The organism is Mesorhizobium sp. M0571, from assembly GCF_040320985.1.
Taxonomy (GTDB): Bacteria; Pseudomonadota; Alphaproteobacteria; order Rhizobiales; family Rhizobiaceae; genus Mesorhizobium.
This window is the reverse complement of record NZ_JAMYQT010000019.1, coordinates 13,238-29,818: the sequence shown is the minus strand read 5'-3', so window position 1 is coordinate 29,818 and position 16,581 is coordinate 13,238. Positions and strand designations below refer to the sequence as shown.

General features: G+C 64.1%; 16 protein-coding genes. 2 read left to right on the top strand and 14 right to left on the bottom strand.

Annotated features, from left to right (window positions below):
* Positions 1-45: 45 nt before the first annotated feature.
* Both NKI85_RS21920 and NKI85_RS21915 read right to left on the bottom strand, forming a co-directional pair.
* Positions 46-1,287, bottom strand: coding sequence for a class I SAM-dependent RNA methyltransferase (locus NKI85_RS21920; protein ID WP_352777880.1), 1,242 nt, complete (start codon positions 1,285-1,287; stop codon positions 46-48).
* Positions 1,284-2,093 carry a TlyA family RNA methyltransferase gene (locus NKI85_RS21915; RefSeq protein ID WP_352526970.1) on the bottom strand — a complete coding sequence of 270 codons (810 nt, stop codon included), beginning with the start codon at positions 2,091-2,093 and terminating at the stop codon, positions 1,284-1,286. Before NKI85_RS21915 ends, NKI85_RS21920 begins: the two co-directional genes overlap by 4 nt.
* Before the next feature lie 176 nt (positions 2,094-2,269).
* Here NKI85_RS21915 and NKI85_RS21910 point away from each other — a divergent pair, with 176 nt between their 5' ends.
* Complete coding sequence (locus tag NKI85_RS21910; protein ID WP_352526969.1) at positions 2,270-2,671, top strand: GFA family protein; 402 nt, start codon at positions 2,270-2,272, stop codon at positions 2,669-2,671.
* 26 nt (positions 2,672-2,697) lie between these two features.
* Here NKI85_RS21910 and NKI85_RS21905 read toward each other — a convergent pair whose 3' ends face one another.
* The 7 genes from NKI85_RS21905 to NKI85_RS21875 form a co-directional block, all read right to left on the bottom strand.
* Entirely contained in the window at positions 2,698-2,991 is a 294-nt protein-coding gene (locus NKI85_RS21905; protein ID WP_352526968.1) for a hypothetical protein, read from the bottom strand.
* Positions 2,992-3,202: 211 nt separating this feature from the next.
* Positions 3,203-5,116 (bottom strand): 1-deoxy-D-xylulose-5-phosphate synthase, encoded by a 1,914-nt coding sequence (gene dxs, locus NKI85_RS21900; RefSeq protein ID WP_352526967.1) that lies wholly within the window; start codon positions 5,114-5,116, stop codon positions 3,203-3,205.
* A gap of 81 nt (positions 5,117-5,197) precedes the next feature.
* The gene (locus tag NKI85_RS21895) at positions 5,198-6,118 is read right to left on the bottom strand and encodes a pirin family protein (RefSeq protein ID WP_352526966.1); all 921 of its coding nucleotides are present in this window, start codon (positions 6,116-6,118) and stop codon (positions 5,198-5,200) included.
* 9 nt (positions 6,119-6,127) lie between these two features.
* Positions 6,128-6,394 carry a DUF2277 domain-containing protein gene (locus tag NKI85_RS21890; RefSeq protein ID WP_352526965.1) on the bottom strand — a complete coding sequence of 89 codons (267 nt, stop codon included), beginning with the start codon at positions 6,392-6,394 and terminating at the stop codon, positions 6,128-6,130.
* Positions 6,395-6,504: 110 nt separating this feature from the next.
* Positions 6,505-6,756 (bottom strand): exodeoxyribonuclease VII small subunit, encoded by a 252-nt coding sequence (locus tag NKI85_RS21885; RefSeq protein WP_352526964.1) that lies wholly within the window; start codon positions 6,754-6,756, stop codon positions 6,505-6,507.
* 3 nt (positions 6,757-6,759) lie between these two features.
* A complete protein-coding gene (locus NKI85_RS21880; RefSeq protein WP_352526963.1) occupies positions 6,760-7,686 on the bottom strand; it encodes a histone deacetylase family protein in 927 nt (308 codons plus the stop codon).
* A 133-nt stretch (positions 7,687-7,819) separates the two neighbouring features.
* Positions 7,820-8,473, bottom strand: coding sequence for a TetR/AcrR family transcriptional regulator (locus NKI85_RS21875; RefSeq protein WP_352526962.1), 654 nt, complete (start codon positions 8,471-8,473; stop codon positions 7,820-7,822).
* 118 nt (positions 8,474-8,591) lie between these two features.
* Between NKI85_RS21875 and NKI85_RS21870 the strand changes: the two genes are divergently transcribed.
* Positions 8,592-9,815 (top strand): MFS transporter, encoded by a 1,224-nt coding sequence (locus NKI85_RS21870; RefSeq protein WP_352777876.1) that lies wholly within the window; start codon positions 8,592-8,594, stop codon positions 9,813-9,815.
* A 184-nt stretch (positions 9,816-9,999) separates the two neighbouring features.
* On the opposite strand, the gene NKI85_RS21865 is transcribed toward NKI85_RS21870, so the two are convergent.
* The 5 genes from NKI85_RS21865 to ribB form a co-directional block, all read right to left on the bottom strand.
* Positions 10,000-11,205: a (R)-mandelonitrile lyase gene (locus tag NKI85_RS21865; protein ID WP_352526960.1), complete on the bottom strand. Its 1,206-nt coding sequence runs from the start codon at positions 11,203-11,205 to the stop codon at positions 10,000-10,002.
* Between the two features lie 96 nt (positions 11,206-11,301).
* Positions 11,302-13,497: an aldehyde oxidoreductase molybdenum-binding subunit PaoC gene (gene paoC / locus NKI85_RS21860; RefSeq protein ID WP_352777874.1), complete on the bottom strand. Its 2,196-nt coding sequence runs from the start codon at positions 13,495-13,497 to the stop codon at positions 11,302-11,304.
* Between the two features lie 3 nt (positions 13,498-13,500).
* The gene (locus NKI85_RS21855; RefSeq protein WP_352526958.1) at positions 13,501-14,448 is read right to left on the bottom strand and encodes an FAD binding domain-containing protein; all 948 of its coding nucleotides are present in this window, start codon (positions 14,446-14,448) and stop codon (positions 13,501-13,503) included.
* Positions 14,445-15,101, bottom strand: coding sequence for an aldehyde dehydrogenase iron-sulfur subunit PaoA (gene paoA, locus NKI85_RS21850; protein WP_502896142.1), 657 nt, complete (start codon positions 15,099-15,101; stop codon positions 14,445-14,447). Before paoA ends, NKI85_RS21855 begins: the two co-directional genes overlap by 4 nt.
* A gap of 372 nt (positions 15,102-15,473) precedes the next feature.
* Positions 15,474-16,574, bottom strand: coding sequence for a 3,4-dihydroxy-2-butanone-4-phosphate synthase (gene ribB, locus NKI85_RS21845; RefSeq protein ID WP_352526956.1), 1,101 nt, complete (start codon positions 16,572-16,574; stop codon positions 15,474-15,476).
* Positions 16,575-16,581 lie beyond the last annotated feature (7 nt).

Genomic DNA, 16,581 nt, shown 5'->3' with positions numbered 1-16,581 from the left:
AGGGCGTGCTCGTCGAAGCACGGCGTCGTCACACGCGCGAGTGATCTAGCGTCTTCGCCTCGGCTTCTCCAGCAATGCCACCGCCTCGACATGCGGCGACCACAGGAACTGGTCGATCGGCGTCACGCTCTTCACGACGTAGCCGCCATCGAGGAGGACGCGAAGATCCCGCGCCAGTGTTACCGGATTGCAGGAGACCGCGGCAACGAGCGGCACGTCGGAACGAGCGATCTGCTTCGACTGGTCCTCGGCGCCGGCGCGAGGCGGGTCGAAGACAATGCCGTCGAACGCGTTCAACTCCTTGAATGTCAGTGGTCGCCGGAACAGGTCGCGACGTTCGCTGGTCACCCGCTTTAGGCCGCCGGCGAAACGGAAGGCCCGGTCGAGCGCCGAAAGTGCTGCCGCGTCCCCTTCCACCGCCTGGACTTCCGATCTTGCAGCCAGGCGCAGCGCGAAGCTGCCGCAGCCGGCGAAGAGATCGGCAACCTTTTTGGCGCGCGCGAGATGCTGGCCGACAATGTCGGCCATCGTTTGTTCGGCAGCCTCGGTCGCCTGCAGGAAGGCGCCCGGCGGCACTGCGACAGCGACGCCGCCAAACACCATCACCGGTTTTCTCGGCTCGATGATGATCTCGCCATCGACCGAAAGCCTGGCCAACCCCTCGGCGATGACGAAGTTCGAGGCGACGCGGCGCTGGTTCTCGCCGAGCTTGCCGGATTCGTGAACCGCCACATCGAGGCCGGAACCGGTGACCGTGACCGCCATGCGGAACGATTTGGTCGTCGCGCAGACCAGTCCGGCAAGCGCCTTCAAACGCTCGAGCGCAGCGACGATCTGCGGCAGCGAGATCGGGCATTCCTCGATGGAGATGATTTCGGACGACAGCGCGCGAACGAAGCCGAACTGCATTCCCGCCTCGCTCCGCCGGGCGGTGAAGACGACGCGGCGGCGCGTCTGCGGCGCGCACGCCACCAGCGCGCCGACATCGCAAGCGATGCCCTTGCTCTTCAGCGCGTGCACAACCTTTTCGCGCTTCCATTGGTGATAGGCTTCAGTCTCGAGATGCTGGACGGCGCAGCCGCCGCATTCGCCGAAATGGCGGCAGGGTGGATCGACCCGCAGCGGCGAAGCTTCCAGCACCGACATCAATGTGGCGCGGTCCTTTTCCCGCGCGGCGGTGACAGTCTCTCCTGGCAGCGCGAACGGAATGAAAACCTCGCCGGTTTCCGTCTCGGCGATGCCGTCGCCCTGAGAGCCCAATTTTGCGATCGTGAAACGAGTGCTCATCGCTTCTGGATCCCGGCGTGCCCTATCTTGGCGTACTTGGTCGCGACGTCCTTGATGCCGCCGAGCAGGAACTCGCGGTTGCCATCGCCGCCCTCTATCGGCGACAGATGAAGTCCCAGCGAGCGCCAGCCGGGAATGGTGTCGAGCCAGTCCTGCATCAGGCCGGCAACGCGCGCCGCATCATAGGGGTCCTTCAGCAGGCCGCCCTTGCCGATCGCCTCGCGGCCGGCCTCGAATTGCGGCTTGACCAGAAACACTGCTTTTGCGCCATTCCTGGCCAAGGCAAGCGCCGGCGGCAGCGCCAGTTTCAGCGAGATGAAGCTGACATCCGAGACGATGAAATCCGGCACACGGCCGCCGAGATCGGCAGTGGTCAGTTCGCGCGCATTCAGGCCCTCAATTACCGTCACGCGCGGATCGCCGGCAATGTCGGGGTGCATCTGGCCGTGCCCCACATCGATCGCCGTGATATGCGCCGCGCCGCGTTCGAGCAGTATCTGCGTGAAGCCGCCGGTCGAGGCGCCGACATCGAGCGCTTCGCTACCGGTGGGGTCGAGGCCGAAATGGTCGAGACCAGCCTTCAGCTTCAGTGCGGCGCGCGACACGTAACCTTGTGCCGGATCGTCAACGACGATGTTGCACTCAGGCAGAACGGTCTGGCCAGGCTTGTGGGCGACGACGCCATCGACCGTGACGGTGCCGCGCTCGACCGCGTCGCGGGCACGCGAGCGGCTGGCAAACAGGCCGCGCTGGACGAGCAATTCGTCGAGCCGCTGGCGTATGCTGGCTGGCGGAAGGGAAGTCATCGGCCTTCATGGCGAAAGCCAACGATGATGGCAAGGATATTGGCGATGAGACAAGGCATAGTTGGAAAAGCGGGTGAACGCATCAAGCCGCTCCGCTGTTTGTCGAACCTCGCACCAAGCCCGACGCAATGCTAAGGAAGAGATGCCGTTTTGCCGTCGAAACGCGAGGAGGAAAAATGCTGACGGGAACCTGCCACTGCGGCGAAGCCCACTGGACCTTGGAGGGCGATCCCGGTTCGATCACAGCCTGCAATTGTACACTTTGCCGTCGCTATGGCACGCTCTGGGCGTACGACTATGTTGACGAACGCATCCGCCTTGCGGGGTCCGTAAGCGCCTATACGCGCGTTGGAAGGGCTCATCCTTCGCTTGAGATTCTCTTCTGTCCAACGTGCGCTTGCGTCCTGGCCTGGCGCGGTTTGCATCCCGATGCCGCCGGTCGCTACCGCATCGCCGTCAATGTGAGGCTTGCGCCGCCCGAGGCTGTCGCCGACCTCCCAATCGACCATTTCGACGGTCTCGATACATTCGATGATTTGCCGAGGGATGGCCGCTATGTACGGGATATGTGGTTCTAGCTTCTAGAGCCTTTCGGGACCATGCTCTAGAAGATCGTCCGCGAAACCCGCCGCTCGACGGCCGGCGCCAAACCGTCGTTACCGTCGCTGGACGCTTGTGTGCCTGGTTGCTCGGCGGAAACGGATGCCGTGGGCACAATGTCGGGCACGACGACGAATTGCGGCGCCTGCTTGTAGGAGAAGCCGCCGCGGATTTCGCCGATCTTGCCGGCAACGATGCCCATCACCGCCTGTTCGAGTTTGCGGTCGTAGCGCGTTTCGGCCGTAGCCGACGCGGCGAAGATGGCCGTAAGCGCAATGCCACCCAAAAGCGATCTCATTGGTCTTGTTTCCCCTGCCTGGTTGCCTTCCTAGCAGGGCAGCGTTGAAAAACGGCCAAAAGACACGGTAAGCAAATCGCCAAACGGCAGCGTAAACAGCATCTTACGACTGTTCGCCGGCAATTTGATTCAAGCAGTTGAGATTTTGATTCAGGCTACCATTTTGCAGCCAAGCGGAATCTCTTGGCGTTGCTGAAACGCGGCTAAAAAACTAGGCGCGCTGGGCCTGCGCGATATGCCCCAGCGCCACGAACACCGTGCGCACGATGCCAGCGCTGTCGAGCCCGGCATCGGCATACATCTTTTCCGGCTTGGCATGGTCGACGAAAGCGTCGGGCAACACGAGCGGGCGCACCTTGAGGCCGCTCTCCAGCAGCCCTTCATGAGCGAGGAACTGCAGCACGTGGCTGGCGAAACCACCGACAGCGCCCTCTTCCACCGTCACCAGCACCTCATGCGAACGGGCCAGCCGTCGGATCAGATCCTCGTCAAGCGGCTTGGCGAAGCGGGCATCGGCGACCGTGGTCGAAAGCCCGGCCGCGCCAAGCTCCTCGGCCGCGGTCAGGCAATCCTGCAGCCTGGTGCCGAAGGAAAGCAGCGCAACCTTGGTGCCTTCCCTGACGATCCGGCCCCTGCCGATCTCCAGTACCGAGCCGCGTTGCGGCATCTCGACACCAACGCCGTTGCCGCGCGGATAACGGAAGGCTATCGGGCCGTCATCGTAGCTTGCAGCGGTGCGCACCATGTGGCGCAGTTCGGCCTCGTCGGCCGCCGCCATAACGACGAAACCGGGCAGCGTCGCCAGGAAGGTCGTGTCGAAGGCGCCGCAATGGGTGGCGCCATCGGCGCCGACGAAGCCGGCGCGGTCGATCGGAAAACGCACCGGCAATTTCTGGATCGCCACGTCGTGGACGACCTGGTCGTAGGCGCGTTGCAGGAAGGTCGAATAGATCGCGGCGAAAGGTTTGAAGCCCTCGGTGGCCAGGCCGGCGGCGAAGGTCACCGCATGCTGCTCGGCGATGCCGACATCGAAGGTCCTCGTCGGGAACACTTCGCCAAACAGATCCAGCCCGGTGCCGTTCGGCATGGCGGCGGTGATGGCGACGATGCGGTCGTCCTCTCGGGCCTCCTGGATCAGGCTTTCGGCAAACACCTTGGTATAGCTCGGCGCATTGGCGGGCGCCTTGGCCTGGGCGCCGGTAATGACGTCGAATTTGTTGACGCCGTGATATTTGTCGGCGGCCGCTTCGGCCGGGGCGTAGCCCTTGCCCTTCTGGGTCACGACGTGGATCAGCACCGGGCCGTCGGCATTGTCGCGGACGTTCTTCAGCACCGGGATCAGGTGCTCGAGGTTGTGACCGTCGATCGGGCCTATGTGGTAGAAACCCATTTCCTCGAACAACGTGCCGCCGGTGACGTAGCCGCGCGCGTGCTCGACCGCTCGCTTGATGGCGCGATCGGCGCGCTCGCCGAGATAGGAAGTCAGCTTCTTGCCGAAATCGCGCAAGCCCAGATAGGTCTTGCCCGACGCCAGACGGGCCAGATAAGCGCTCATCGCGCCGGTCGGCGGAGCGATCGACATGTCGTTGTCGTTCAAGATGACGATCAGCCGGGCATCGAGCGCGCCGGCATTGTTCATCGCCTCATAAGCCATGCCGGCCGACATGGCGCCGTCGCCGATGACGGCAATGACGTTGTTGCGGCCGCCGGTGAGGTCACGCGCCATTGCCATGCCGAGGCCGGCGGAAATCGAGGTCGAGGAGTGGGCGGCGCCGAACGGATCGTATTCGCTCTCGGCGCTGCGGGTGAAGCCGGACAGCCCGCCCTCCTGCCGCAGCGTGCGGATGCGGTCGCGGCGGCCGGTCAGGATCTTGTGCGGATAGGCCTGGTGGCCGACGTCCCAGATCAGCCGGTCGTCCGGCGTGTTGAAGACGTAGTGCAGCGCGACCGTCAACTCGACCACGCCAAGGCCGGCGCCGAGATGCCCGCCGGTGTGGGAAACGGCGTCGATCAGTTCGGCGCGAAGCTCGGAAGCCAGCTGCGGCAGGTCGCCTTCGGCAAGCGTGCGCAAATCGGCCGGGACGCGGACCTTGTCGAGAAGCGGCGTATCTGGCTTTGCGTTCACTGTTTGCGGGCCTGGTCAGATTTTCTGTTCATCGTGAAATATGCCGCTGGTCGGCGAATGTAAATGTGGCGGTAACGCGCATCAGCTTTCGGGCAGCGGGATGAACTCTTGCTCGTCTCCAGGAACGATATCGAAGCGGCCTGTCTTCCATTCTTCTTTCGCCTGCTCGATGCGTTCCTTTGACGACGACACGAAATTCCACCAGATGTAACGTTTCGAGCCGAGCGAGGCGCCGCCAAACAGCATGAAATGGGCGCCGCCCTCCGATGAAACAACGATTTCGTCACCGGGCCGCAAGACCAGCAGCCGCTCGGCCGGGAAGCGGTCACCGGTGATCGAAACCTCGCCTTCTAGCGTGTAGATGGCGCGCTCCTCGGCATCGGCCGGGATTTTCACGCTGGCACCCGGCGCCAGCCTGAGATCGGCATATAGCGTGTCCGAAGCGGTGGCGACCGGGGAGCGCAGCCCGGAAAACGCACCGATGACGACGCGCCCACTGACGCCCTCGGCATCGATTTCGGGCAGGCGCAAGGCCGCCGTGTTCTCGAAGACCGGCGCGACCTCCTCCTTGCCGTCCGGCAGCGCCAGCCAGGTTTGCAGGCCGGAGACCGACATTGGCGCGCCGCGCAATTCTTCCGGTGTCCGCTCCGAATGGACGATGCCACTGCCGGCGGTCATCAAATTCACGTCGCCGGGCTGGATCACCACCTCGGTGCCGAGCGAATCGCGGTGCCTGATCTTGCCGTCGAACAGGTAAGTCACCGTCGACAGGCCGATATGCGGATGCGGACGGACATCGAGCGCCTGGCCGGCCCGCAAAACGGCCGGACCCATGCGATCGAAGAAGATGAAGGGGCCGACCAGCCGGCGCCTGGCGGTCGGCAAGGCACGGCGAACCTGAAAACCGCCAATGTCCTTGGCGTTCGGAATGACCATCAGCTCGATCTGATCGCTGGCGAAGGCATCGCCCATCTGCGGATCGTTTCCGGGAAAAAAGCTCACACGGTCCCCTCAGGCGAAGCGAAGTGCAGATTTGGCCTTCGCCTTGGCCGCCACCTCTTCGCGATTGCGCCGATGCTGCGTCGTCTCGAGGCTGTCGAGCAATTCGCGCGCCGATGCGGCAATGGCCTCGACGGCATGGTCGAACGCATGCTGGTTCTGTTTCGACGGTCGCGTCGTTCCGCTCAGCTTGCGGACAAACTGAAGTGCGGCATCGCGGACCTCGTCATTGGTTGCCGGCGGATCGAAATTGAACAGGGTCTTGATGTTTCTGCACATCGTTCGCAATCTCCTCTCGTCCTGGAGCCGTTTCAAACGGGATGAGTTTTATCCTCAATCATGGTCATATCCAAAAGCCGGTAAACAAAATTGTCGTTCGAGGCCGTGCCTCAATCCGCATCCAGCGGCTCTGTCCCCACCGGCTTGCCGTCGCGCGACAGCCTGATCTTTTCGACCTTGTCCTCGGCGGCCTTCAGCAGCCGGTCGCAATGCGCCTTCAGCGCCTCGCCGCGCTCGTAGATGCGGATCGACTGGTCGAGCGGCACGTCGCCGCGCTCCAGATCATCGACGATCCTCTCCAGCGCGTCGAGTGCCTGCTCGAAGCTCATCGCCTTGACGTCTTCGTTGGTCTCACCAGCCATAGCTTATCCCTTCATCAGCCGCCCGACATGGGCGGCGACTGAAAATGCCAATCCCTGCAGATCGTAGCCGCCCTCGAGCAGGCTGACGAGCCGGTTGCCGCTATGGCGCCCGGCGCGTTCGAGCAACTGGCCGGTCGCCCAGTCGAAATCATCCTCGGTCAGGTTGATCTCGGCCAGCGGATCGCGGTGGTGGGCGTCGAAACCGGCGGAGATGATGATGAGGTCGGGTGCGAAATCATCGAGCGCCGGCAGGATGCGCGACAGAAAGGCGTCGCGGAAACCGTCGCTGCCGGTCTGCGGCGCCAGCGGCGCGTTGACGATGTTGCCGGCGCCGGTTTCGCTCACGGCTCCGGTGCCGGGGTAAAGCGGCATCTGGTGCGTCGAGCAATAGAGCACCGACGGATCGTCCCAGAAAATGTCCTGCGTGCCGTTGCCGTGATGCACATCCCAGTCGACGACGGCAACGCGATCGACGCCATGGTTCTTCTGCGCGTAGCGTGCCGCGATCGCCGCGGTGTTGAACAGGCAAAAACCCATGGAGGTCGTCTTTTCGGCATGATGACCAGGCGGTCGCGCGGCGACGAAGACATTGTCTGCCCGGCCCGTGAAGACGTCGTCGACAGCGGCGTTGGCGGCGCCGATCGCGGTCACTGCCGCCTGCCAGCTCTTCGGGCTGGCGGTGGTGTCGGCATCGATACGGGCGATGCCGGTGTCCGGTATCGCTGCGCGGACACGTTCGACGAATTCGGGCGGATGTGCGTAAAGGATGGTTGCCTCGTCGCCTTCCGGCGCTTGGACGCGATCGAGTGCCGAGAAAGCCTCATCGTCAAGCACACGCTCTATGGCGCGCAGACGGTCCGGCCGCTCCGGGTGACCGGGCGGAGTTATGTGCTCGAGGAAAATCGGGTGGGTGTAAAGTCTGGTGACCATGCCCCGATATAGGCGCGCCTCGCCGATTTGGCCATGTTTTCGCGCATTGGTGACGCGATGTTCAACAGGGTTTAGGCAGCCGGGGTCGGCTGGGCCTAGCGCGAGCCGCCAGAGATCGGCGAAAAGAATGAGCTCAGGCCGGTAATTGGTCAATCTCGGGCTGCATCGACGACTGTTGATCGGGCTGATGCAGCCTGCCGGTCCGATTGAGCAACCCTTCCAGAAGAACCTTGAACGCCTTCACTGCCTTCTTCGACGTCGCTTCGGGATCGTCCGAATTTGCGATCCATTGCGCGGCATGCAGCGAGGCGCCGCTGACCAGCCTTGCCGCGGTTTCGGGATCGACGGCAAGAATGGTCCCCTCGTCGCTCAGTCTTTGCAGGCTCTCTGTCATCGAGCGGATGCATGCGCTCTGGCTTGGCCACTGCGATGGATCGCCGAGCACCGCCGGCCCGTCGCGAAGCACAATACGCTGGATCTCCGGCTCCAGCGCCATCTCGATATAGGCGGTGCATTCGTCGACAAAGCCCTGCCAGAGGTTGTCCGCCTTGGCCGAAACGACCTTCAGCCGGGCCGACATTTCCGCGTCGATCTCGGCGATGACCGCCTGGAGAAGGCCCTTCTTGTCGCCGAAGTGATGATAGAGCGCACCGCGCGTCAGCCCGGCCGATGCCGTGAAATCATCCATCGAGGCTTCGGCATAGCCGAGCGTGCCGAAGGCCTGGCGCGCCGCGCCGATCAGCTTTGCGCGGGTTTCGGCAATCATCTCCTTGCGTGGTCTGTGCATGCTTTGGCCCTATTAACATACGCTTCGTATGCCCATTGACATACGCGGCGTATGATCTATTCAGACTCATACGTTACGTATGTAATCGCCGAACCGCCCGTTGTCGAGGAGCCAGACCATGCAAAATCCCTATTCCCAGATCTTTCGCGCGCCCGGCGCCAAAGGCTTCGCCGCAGCCGGCTTCGTTGCCCGGCTGCCGATGGCCATGGCTCCGATCGGGATCGTCGCGATGCTGTCGCAGACCGATGGCGAGTACTGGCTGGCCGGCGCCGTCTCCGCGACATATGCACTGGCCAACGCTTTCGTCGCGCCGCAGGTATCGCGACTGGTGGACCGCCTCGGCCAGACGCGGATTGTGGTGCCGACCACCGTGATTTCCACGCTCGCTTTCGCGATCCTGATTGTGGCGGCCAATCAGCACTGGCCGATATGGACACTATTCGTGTCATCGCTGCTGGCTGCCGTTATGCCCAGCATCCCGGCAATGGTGCGCGCGCGCTGGACGGAGATCTTCCGCAACCGCCCCGAGCTGAACACTGCGTTCGCCTTCGAGTCGGCGGCGGACGAGCTGGTCTACATCGCCGGAGCATCGCTGTCGGTCGGCCTGAGTGTCACGCTGTTCCCGGAAGCGGGAGTGCTCGCCAGCACATTGTTCCTCGCCTTCGGTTCGACGGCGTTCATCCTGCAGCGCTCGACCGAGCCGCGAGCCCGACCGGTGGAACATGGTTCGGGCGGCTCGGCAATCCGCCTGCGGCCGGTCCAGATCCTCACCTTCGCCCTGATCTTCATCGGCGCGACCTTCGCAACCACGGAGGTGAGCACGGTGGCGATCACCAAGGAGCTTGGCCAGCCGGGAGCCGCCAGCTTCGTCATCGGCGTCTACGCGCTCGGATCGTTCGTCGTCGGCATCATCATAGGCGGCTTGAATCTGAAGGTGCCGCTGCAAAATCAGCTTGCCATCGCAATCGCCATCATCGCCCTCACCACACTGCCGCTGCTCGTTGCCGACACCGTGCCGCTGCTGGCACTGGCCGTCTTCGTCAGCGGCGTGGCGATCTCGCCGACCTTCATCACCGCATTCGGCCTGATCGAGCGGCGCGTGCCCGAGGCGATGCTGACCGAGGGCGTCACTTGGGTGATGACCGGCATCGGCATCGGCATGGCGCTCGGCTCCTTCGCCGCCGGCTGGGTGGTGGACGCTTTCGGCGCGCAGAACGGGTTCTGGGTATCGGTGGCGTCGGGCACAATCGCATTGGTCATCGTGCTCGCCGGCCAGCGCAGCCTTGCCGCGCCGGACTCCGACATGGCCGCATGCGACGCAGCCGCGGTGGCTGCGGAATAACCTCGATTGCGTCGTCCGGCTCCGGTTTGAAGGGCCGGACGTCCCTCTTTCGAACGCGGAACCGCAAATCAGCCGCGCCACTAAAGCGCGTCGCGTTTGACCGGCCTCATACGACGCGCTTTAGGCTGTTGTTTTTATGCATGTCGTTATCGCAAAACCGCTGCACACTTTTGCGCAACATGCATTAGTCGGCCGCTTCGGGGCCGCTTGCATATTGTTCGTCCGTCACCTGCTCCATCCAGGTGACTGCACTGCCGTTAACGGACTCCGCTACGGCCACATGGGTCATGGGAGCCCCCTTCGAGGCGCCATGCCAGTGGCGGACATTTGGCGGGATCCACACTACGTCGCCGGGCCCCACCGCCTCGATGGGGCCGCCTTCGCTTTGCACCCACCCCAAGCCCGAGGTGACGATCAGCGTCTGGCCAAGCGGATGCGTGTGCCAGGCGGTGCGGGCACCCGGCTCGAAGCTCACAGTAGCTCCGCCGATCCGTGCCGGCACCTCGGCCTGAAACCGCGACTCTATCCGCACCAGGCCGGTGAAGTTTTCGGGCGATCCCGCAGCCGCGGCGCCCGGCTCGTGGTTCTGCACAGAAAGCCCGCCGGCGCGGGTTCCCCCGGTCGCCGCGGCCTCGCGAGCCTCGAAGACGGTACGCATGACCGGCACCGCCGACATCGCGTTGGGCCAGCCGGCGTAATAGGCGAGATGCGTCGCAACTTCGGCGACCTCGGTTCGCGCCAGGCCGTTGTCCATGCCGCGATTTAGGTGGAAGGGCAGCTGCTCGGCTTTGCCCGTCGCGATCAGCCCGGCAACGGTGACAAGGCTGCGGTCGCGGGCGGAGAGCTGCGGCCGCCGCCAGAGGTCTCCGAACAGTACCCGATTGGTATATTCCGCGAGCGCGGGAACGACCGGACCGGTCGACGTGTCGACGCTTGCCGCCCTTGCGGCCTCGGAAGCTTGATCCAGTTCCAGCGGCCCGCCCGTGTCCGCCGCGACCGGCTCGATACCGCGTGCATCAAAGACCTGCTTTGTCGCGCTGACGGCCGAAATGGCATTCGGCCAGCCGGAGTAGAAGGCGAGATGGGTGATGATCTCGCCGATCTCGCCTGGGGTCACGCCATTGTCGAGCGCGCGGCCGACATGCCCGCCAACCTGCGCGATGCGCCCCGACGCAATCAGGGCCGAGACGGTGACGATGCTGCGATCGCGAGGCTTGAGCTCGACGCGCCGCCAGACATCGCCGAACAGCAGGTCATCGGTATAGTCTCCGAGGCCGGGCGCCACGACATAGACGTCCGGCGGGGCGATCCGGCCCGCCGGACGCTCCTGCGCATCGCCGGCCGAGGCGGCGAGCGACGAGATTACCATGGAAGCCGCGAGTTTCTTCATGAGGAAATTCTCCATTCCTGATCCCGATTCGTCATTTCGCAGACGAGCGCTCCTGGGCGACCGCTCGGATCGCCAGGGCGAAACCGGCGGCAACGCTCATATCGCAGGCAGGCCCATAAGCAGCTTGTCGAGTGTGATGGGATAGTCGCGCACACGCACGCCGGTGGCGTTGTAGATCGCATTGGCGACGGCGGCGCCGACCCCGCAGAGGCCGAGTTCGCCGACGCCCTTGGCCTTCATCGGCGACGAGATCGAATCGGTCTCGTCAAGAAAGATCACCTCCTGGTGCGGGATGTCGGCATGGACCGGCACCTCATAGCCGGCGAGATCGTGGTTGACGAAAAAGCCAAGGCGCTTGTCGATTGCAAGCTCCTCCATCAACGCCGCGCCAACGCCCATGGTCATTGCGCCGATGACTTGGCTGCGCGCCGATTTGGGATTGAGGATACGGCCGGCCGCGCAGACCGCGAGCATCCGCCTCACGCGGATCTCTCCGGTGGCGACGTCGACACCGACTTCAACGAAGTGAGCAGCGAAGGTCGATTGCTGGTACTGTTTGGCGAGGTTGCCATATTCTATCGCGTCCTCGGCGACGAGGCCTGCTTCGCCCGCTGCTTCGGCGAGCGAGACGCTGCGATTGCCCAAGCGGACATTGCTGTCCTCAAAGACTGCGTCGGCGGAGTTGAAGCCAAGCTTTTGCGCCACCGCCTCGCGCAGCTTGACGCACGCGGCATAAACGCCGGCTGTTGAGTTGTTGGCGCCCCATTGCCCACCCGAGCCGGACGAGACCGGGAAGCTCGAGTCGCCAAGCCGCACCACTACTTTGTTGAGCGGCACGCCCATCATCTCCGCCGCGGTCTGGGCGATAATCGTATAGCTGCCGGTCCCGATGTCGGTCATGTCGGTCTCGACCGTGACGACGCCACGATGATCGAGCCGGACGCGTGCGGCAGACGTCGTCAAGAGGTTGTTGCGGAAACCCGCGGCGACACCCGCACCAATCAGCCAGCGCCCCTCGCGGACCGGGCCGGTCTGGGTGTCGCGCACCTTCCAGCCGAAGCGTTCGGCGCCGATACGCAGGCACTCGACCAACTGGCGCTGCGAGAACCGGCGATCCGGGTTCTCAGGATCGACCTGGGTGTCGTTGAGGATGCGGAATTCGACCGGATCCAGGTCTAGTCTTTCCGCCATCTCGTCCATCGCGATCTCCAGCGCCATCAAGCCCGGCGCTTCACCTGGCGCACGCATCGCATTGCCTTCGGGCAGATCGAGCACAGCGAGCCGCGTGGCGGTCATGCGGTTGGCCCCGGCATAGAGCAAGCGAGTCTGCTGGACTGCATTTTCGGGCCCACCACCGGGCAGGTCGCCGGACCAGCTTTCATGACCGATCGCGGTGATCTTGCCGTCCCGGGTCGCGCCGATGCGGATACGCTGGATCGTTGCCGGCCGGTGCGTGGTGTTGTTGAACATGAAGGGACGCGCAAGCGCCACCTTCACCGGCCGTCGAGCGGCACGAGCACCAAGGGCTGCAAGCACCGCATCGGATCGTACGAACAGCTTGCCGCCAAAGCCGCCGCCGATGAACGGCGAGATAAGGCGGATATTCTCCTTGGGGATGCCCAGCGTCTTCGCCATGTCCCCCGTGCTCCAGGCGATCATCTGGTTCGAGGTCCACAGCGTGAGCCTGTCCGCGTCCCAGACGGCGATCGAGGCATGCGGCTCCATCATGGCGTGCCCTTGATCAGGCGTGGTGTAGGTCGCATCAAGCCGGATTGGCGACGCAGCGAACGCGCCGGCGAAGTCGCCGACCGCGGTATCAGGAGCGGCCTCATCCGGCACGACCGCGGAACCCTTGGCGCTCGCGAGATCGAAGGCGCCCTGGGCTCGGACATAGTCGACGCGGACCAGTTGCGCCGCGGCGCGCGCCTGTTCGAACGTCTCGGCGACGACGACCGCGATCGCCTGATGGTAATGCTGGATATCGGGACCGCCGAGCAGCTTGGCCGTGTTCCAGTCACCCTTGCCAAGTTTGCCGGCATTTTCAGCCGTGACGATAGCCAGCACACCTGGCGCGGCCTTGGCTTTGGTCAAATCGATCGAGGCGATACGGCCCTTGGCGATGGCCGAGCCGACCACATAGCCATAGGCCTGGTTGGGTACGGTATCGTGCCATTCATAAGCATAGGGCGCGGCGCCAGTGGTCTTGAGCGGACCGTCGATCCGGTCGGTAGACTTGCCGACGACCTTGAGCTGGTCGATCGGGTTGGTCGTGGCGGGAGTGTCGAATCTCATGGCTCAGCTCCTTGCTTCCGCCAGCACCGCGGCGAGCGTGCGCTCGACCAGCGGCAGCTTGAATGCATTCTCATGCGTCGGCTTGGCATCGGCGAGCAGCTGCGCCGTCACGGCCTTGGCGCCGCGTGGCATCTCGACCTCCGCCGCCTCGTCGCGCCACGGCTTGTGCGCCACGCCGCCAAGAGCGACACGTCCGGTGCCGTCGGGCTGCACGATGGCGCCGACGGAGACCAGCGCGAAGGCATAGGAGGCGCGGTCGCGTACCTTGCGATAGATGTGCGTGCCGCCGGCCGGTTTGGGCAGTGTCACCGACGTGATCAGTTCGCCGGGCTGCAACGTCGTCTCGATTTGCGGTGTGTCACCGGGCAGCCGGTGGAACTCGGCGATCGGGATGCTGCGCGCCTTGCCGTCGGATTGTACTGTTTTCACCACCGCATCGAGAGCCCGCATCGCCACCGCCATGTCGCTCGGATGAGTGGCGATACATGCGTCGCTCGTACCGACGACCGCATGCTGGCGGCTGAAGCCGCCGATCGCGGCGCAGCCGCTGCCGGGCTGGCGTTTGTTGCACGGCTGGTTGGTATCGTAGAAATAAGGGCAGCGGGTGCGTTGCAGCAGGTTGCCGGCGGTTGTCGCCTTGTTGCGCAGCTGGCCCGACGCGCCGGCGAGCAGCGCGCGAGAGAGCAGGCCATAGTCGCGCCGCACCCGCTCATTCGCGGCGAGATCGGTGTTGCGCACCAGCGCACCGATCCGCAGCCCGCCGTCCGGCGTCGTCTCGACGTTGTCGAGCGCCAGGCCGTTGACATCGATCAGGTGCGTCGGCGTTTCGATTTCGAGCTTCATCAGATCGAGCAGGTTGGTGCCGCCGGCTATCAGCCTGGCGCCTTGGGCTCGCGCCGCGGCAGCTGCTTGCGCAGGAGAACTCGCACGCTCATAGGTGAAGGATCTCATGCCGGCCTCCCCGCGACTTCGGTGATCGCCTCGACGATGTTGGAATAGGCACCGCAACGGCAGATGTTGCCGCTCATCCGCTCGCGCAGCTCGACGGCTGTGGTCTGCGGTGTCGCGGTCAGATCCTCGCTCACATGGCTCGGAATGCCGGCCTCGATCTCGGCCAATACCGCCACGGCCGAGCAGATCTGCCCGGGCGTGCAATAGCCGCACTGATAGCCGTCATGCTTGACGAAGGCGGCTTGCATGGCGTGTAAATTTCCGGGCGCGCCCAGCCCCTCGATGGTGGTGATGCTGTCGCCTTCGTGCATCACGGCAAGCGTCAGGCATGAGTTGATCCGTTGCCCGTCGACCATCACCGTGCAGGCGCCGCACTGGCCGTGATCGCAGCCTTTCTTGGTTCCGGTGAGGTGCAGATGTTCACGCAATGCGTCGAGCAGCGTTGTCCGCGTATCGAGATCCAATTCGCGGGCCTCGCCGTTCACTGTGAACGACACTCGCGAAACAACCGGAAGATTGCCGGGCGACGGCTCCGCCGATTGCGTTTTCCCATCTTGAGCGAACGCAGGCTTCGCCGCCGCCACGGCTCCCGCGATCATCAGGTTCCGTCTGGTGATATTGAAGTCTCCGAAGGTCGTCATGTCGCTTTCGATCCTCTTCTCTGTCAGAGCGAGCACATCGATAGAGGCCCCGGGAGGGCCTGCTCGTGAGATTTGACGGCAACATTTTTTTGCTGGTCGCCACGATCGGGACGAAGATGTCCCCGGAAATACCTAGGTGGGGCAGCGCTCGCGATTAGGGGTTTGATTCCGCATGCCCCTATGCACAAATTTCATAAATGCCGCGGGGCGGCCATTCGGGGGAGCACGGTTACGCGCGCTGCGGCCAGGCTCGAGGCGCGTCTCGGCATGCGCTTTGACGCCGCCTTACTGGCCGGCCTTCAATTTACTGGTTGAGCGACTGCGATATCGGGCTGAGGACTGGTCACAGTTCATCAAGAGACCGCGGCGTGCCGGAGCTCCGTCTCAGAGAATCTCGGTCTTGGCGATGTGGATGCCAAAGCCTTCGAGGCCGACATAATGGCGCTCGCGCGAGGCGATCAGATTGATCGAGGAAATGCCGAGATCCTTGAGGATTTGCGCGCCGAGGCCGATCTCGCGCCATTCGTTTTCGCGGCGGCGCGCCTCTTCATGGTCCTCGCGGTCGCCGGCAGCCGGCCGCTTGCGCTCCTGATGGGCGACGCCGACCGAGCCTTCGCGCAGATAGACGATAACGCCGCGCTTGCGCTCGCCCATCGCCTTCATGATGGCGTCCAGACCGTGGCTGGTGCCGAAGACGTCACTGACCACGTCCTCGGAATGAAGGCGCACCGGCACCTCGACGCCGTCGCGGATATCGCCGAAGACGACCGCCACATGATGCATGGAGTCCCAGGGCAGCGTGTAGGTGAAGACCTGTGCCTTGCCGCCGGGCGTCTCGATATCGGAACAGGCGACGCGCTCGACCAGCGTTTCCTTGCGTTGCCGGTAGGCGATGAGGTCGGCGACCGAGATCTGCTTCAGGCCGTTCCTTTCGGCGAAGGCTTGCACCTGCGGGCCGCGCATGACGGTGCCGTCATCATTGACCAGCTCGGAAATGACGCCGACCGGCGGCAGGCCGGCGAGCTTGCAGAGGTCGACCGCGGCTTCGGTATGGCCCGAACGCATCAGCACGCCGCCTTCACGCGCGATCAGCGGAAAGATGTGGCCGGGGCGGACGAAATCGGAAGCGCCAACATTGCCATTGGCGAGATTGCGCACCGTCAGCGTGCGGTCGTCCGCCGAAATGCCGGTCGTGGTGCCGTGCTTGAAGTCGACACTGACGGTGAAGGCGGTGGTGTGGGCCGAATCATTGTCGGCGACCATCGGCGACAGGTTGAGCCGCTTTGCTTCCTCGCGCGGCATCGGCGTGCAGACGATACCTGACGTGTTGCGAACGATGAACGCCATTTTTTCCGGCGTGCAATGGACCGCGGCGACGATCAGGTCGCCCTCGTTCTCGCGGCCGTCATCGTCCATGACGACGACGATCTCGCCGCGCTCGAAGGCGCGCAGGGCTTCAACGATCTTCTTCTGGTCGTAAGGCATAGGCGCT

What these genes read in the sequence shown, in the direction of transcription:
- NKI85_RS21915 (WP_352526970.1), bottom strand. Translation starts at nt 2,093, where the DNA reads ATGACTTCCCTTCCGCCAGCCAGCATACGCCAGCGGCTCGACGAATTG.
- NKI85_RS21880 (WP_352526963.1), bottom strand. Translation starts at nt 7,686, where the DNA reads ATGGTCACCAGACTTTACACCCACCCGATTTTCCTCGAGCACATAACT.
- NKI85_RS21865 (WP_352526960.1), bottom strand. Translation starts at nt 11,205, where the DNA reads ATGAAGAAACTCGCGGCTTCCATGGTAATCTCGTCGCTCGCCGCCTCG.
- NKI85_RS21910 (WP_352526969.1), top strand. Translation starts at nt 2,270, where the DNA reads ATGCTGACGGGAACCTGCCACTGCGGCGAAGCCCACTGGACCTTGGAG.
- NKI85_RS21905 (WP_352526968.1), bottom strand. Translation starts at nt 2,991, where the DNA reads ATGAGATCGCTTTTGGGTGGCATTGCGCTTACGGCCATCTTCGCCGCG.
- ribB (WP_352526956.1), bottom strand. Translation starts at nt 16,574, where the DNA reads ATGCCTTACGACCAGAAGAAGATCGTTGAAGCCCTGCGCGCCTTCGAG.
- NKI85_RS21870 (WP_352777876.1), top strand. Translation starts at nt 8,592, where the DNA reads ATGCAAAATCCCTATTCCCAGATCTTTCGCGCGCCCGGCGCCAAAGGC.
- NKI85_RS21875 (WP_352526962.1), bottom strand. Translation starts at nt 8,473, where the DNA reads ATGCACAGACCACGCAAGGAGATGATTGCCGAAACCCGCGCAAAGCTG.
- NKI85_RS21855 (WP_352526958.1), bottom strand. Translation starts at nt 14,448, where the DNA reads ATGAGATCCTTCACCTATGAGCGTGCGAGTTCTCCTGCGCAAGCAGCT.
- NKI85_RS21885 (WP_352526964.1), bottom strand. Translation starts at nt 6,756, where the DNA reads ATGGCTGGTGAGACCAACGAAGACGTCAAGGCGATGAGCTTCGAGCAG.
- NKI85_RS21890 (WP_352526965.1), bottom strand. Translation starts at nt 6,394, where the DNA reads ATGTGCAGAAACATCAAGACCCTGTTCAATTTCGATCCGCCGGCAACC.
- NKI85_RS21920 (WP_352777880.1), bottom strand. Translation starts at nt 1,287, where the DNA reads ATGAGCACTCGTTTCACGATCGCAAAATTGGGCTCTCAGGGCGACGGC.
- paoC (WP_352777874.1), bottom strand. Translation starts at nt 13,497, where the DNA reads ATGAGATTCGACACTCCCGCCACGACCAACCCGATCGACCAGCTCAAG.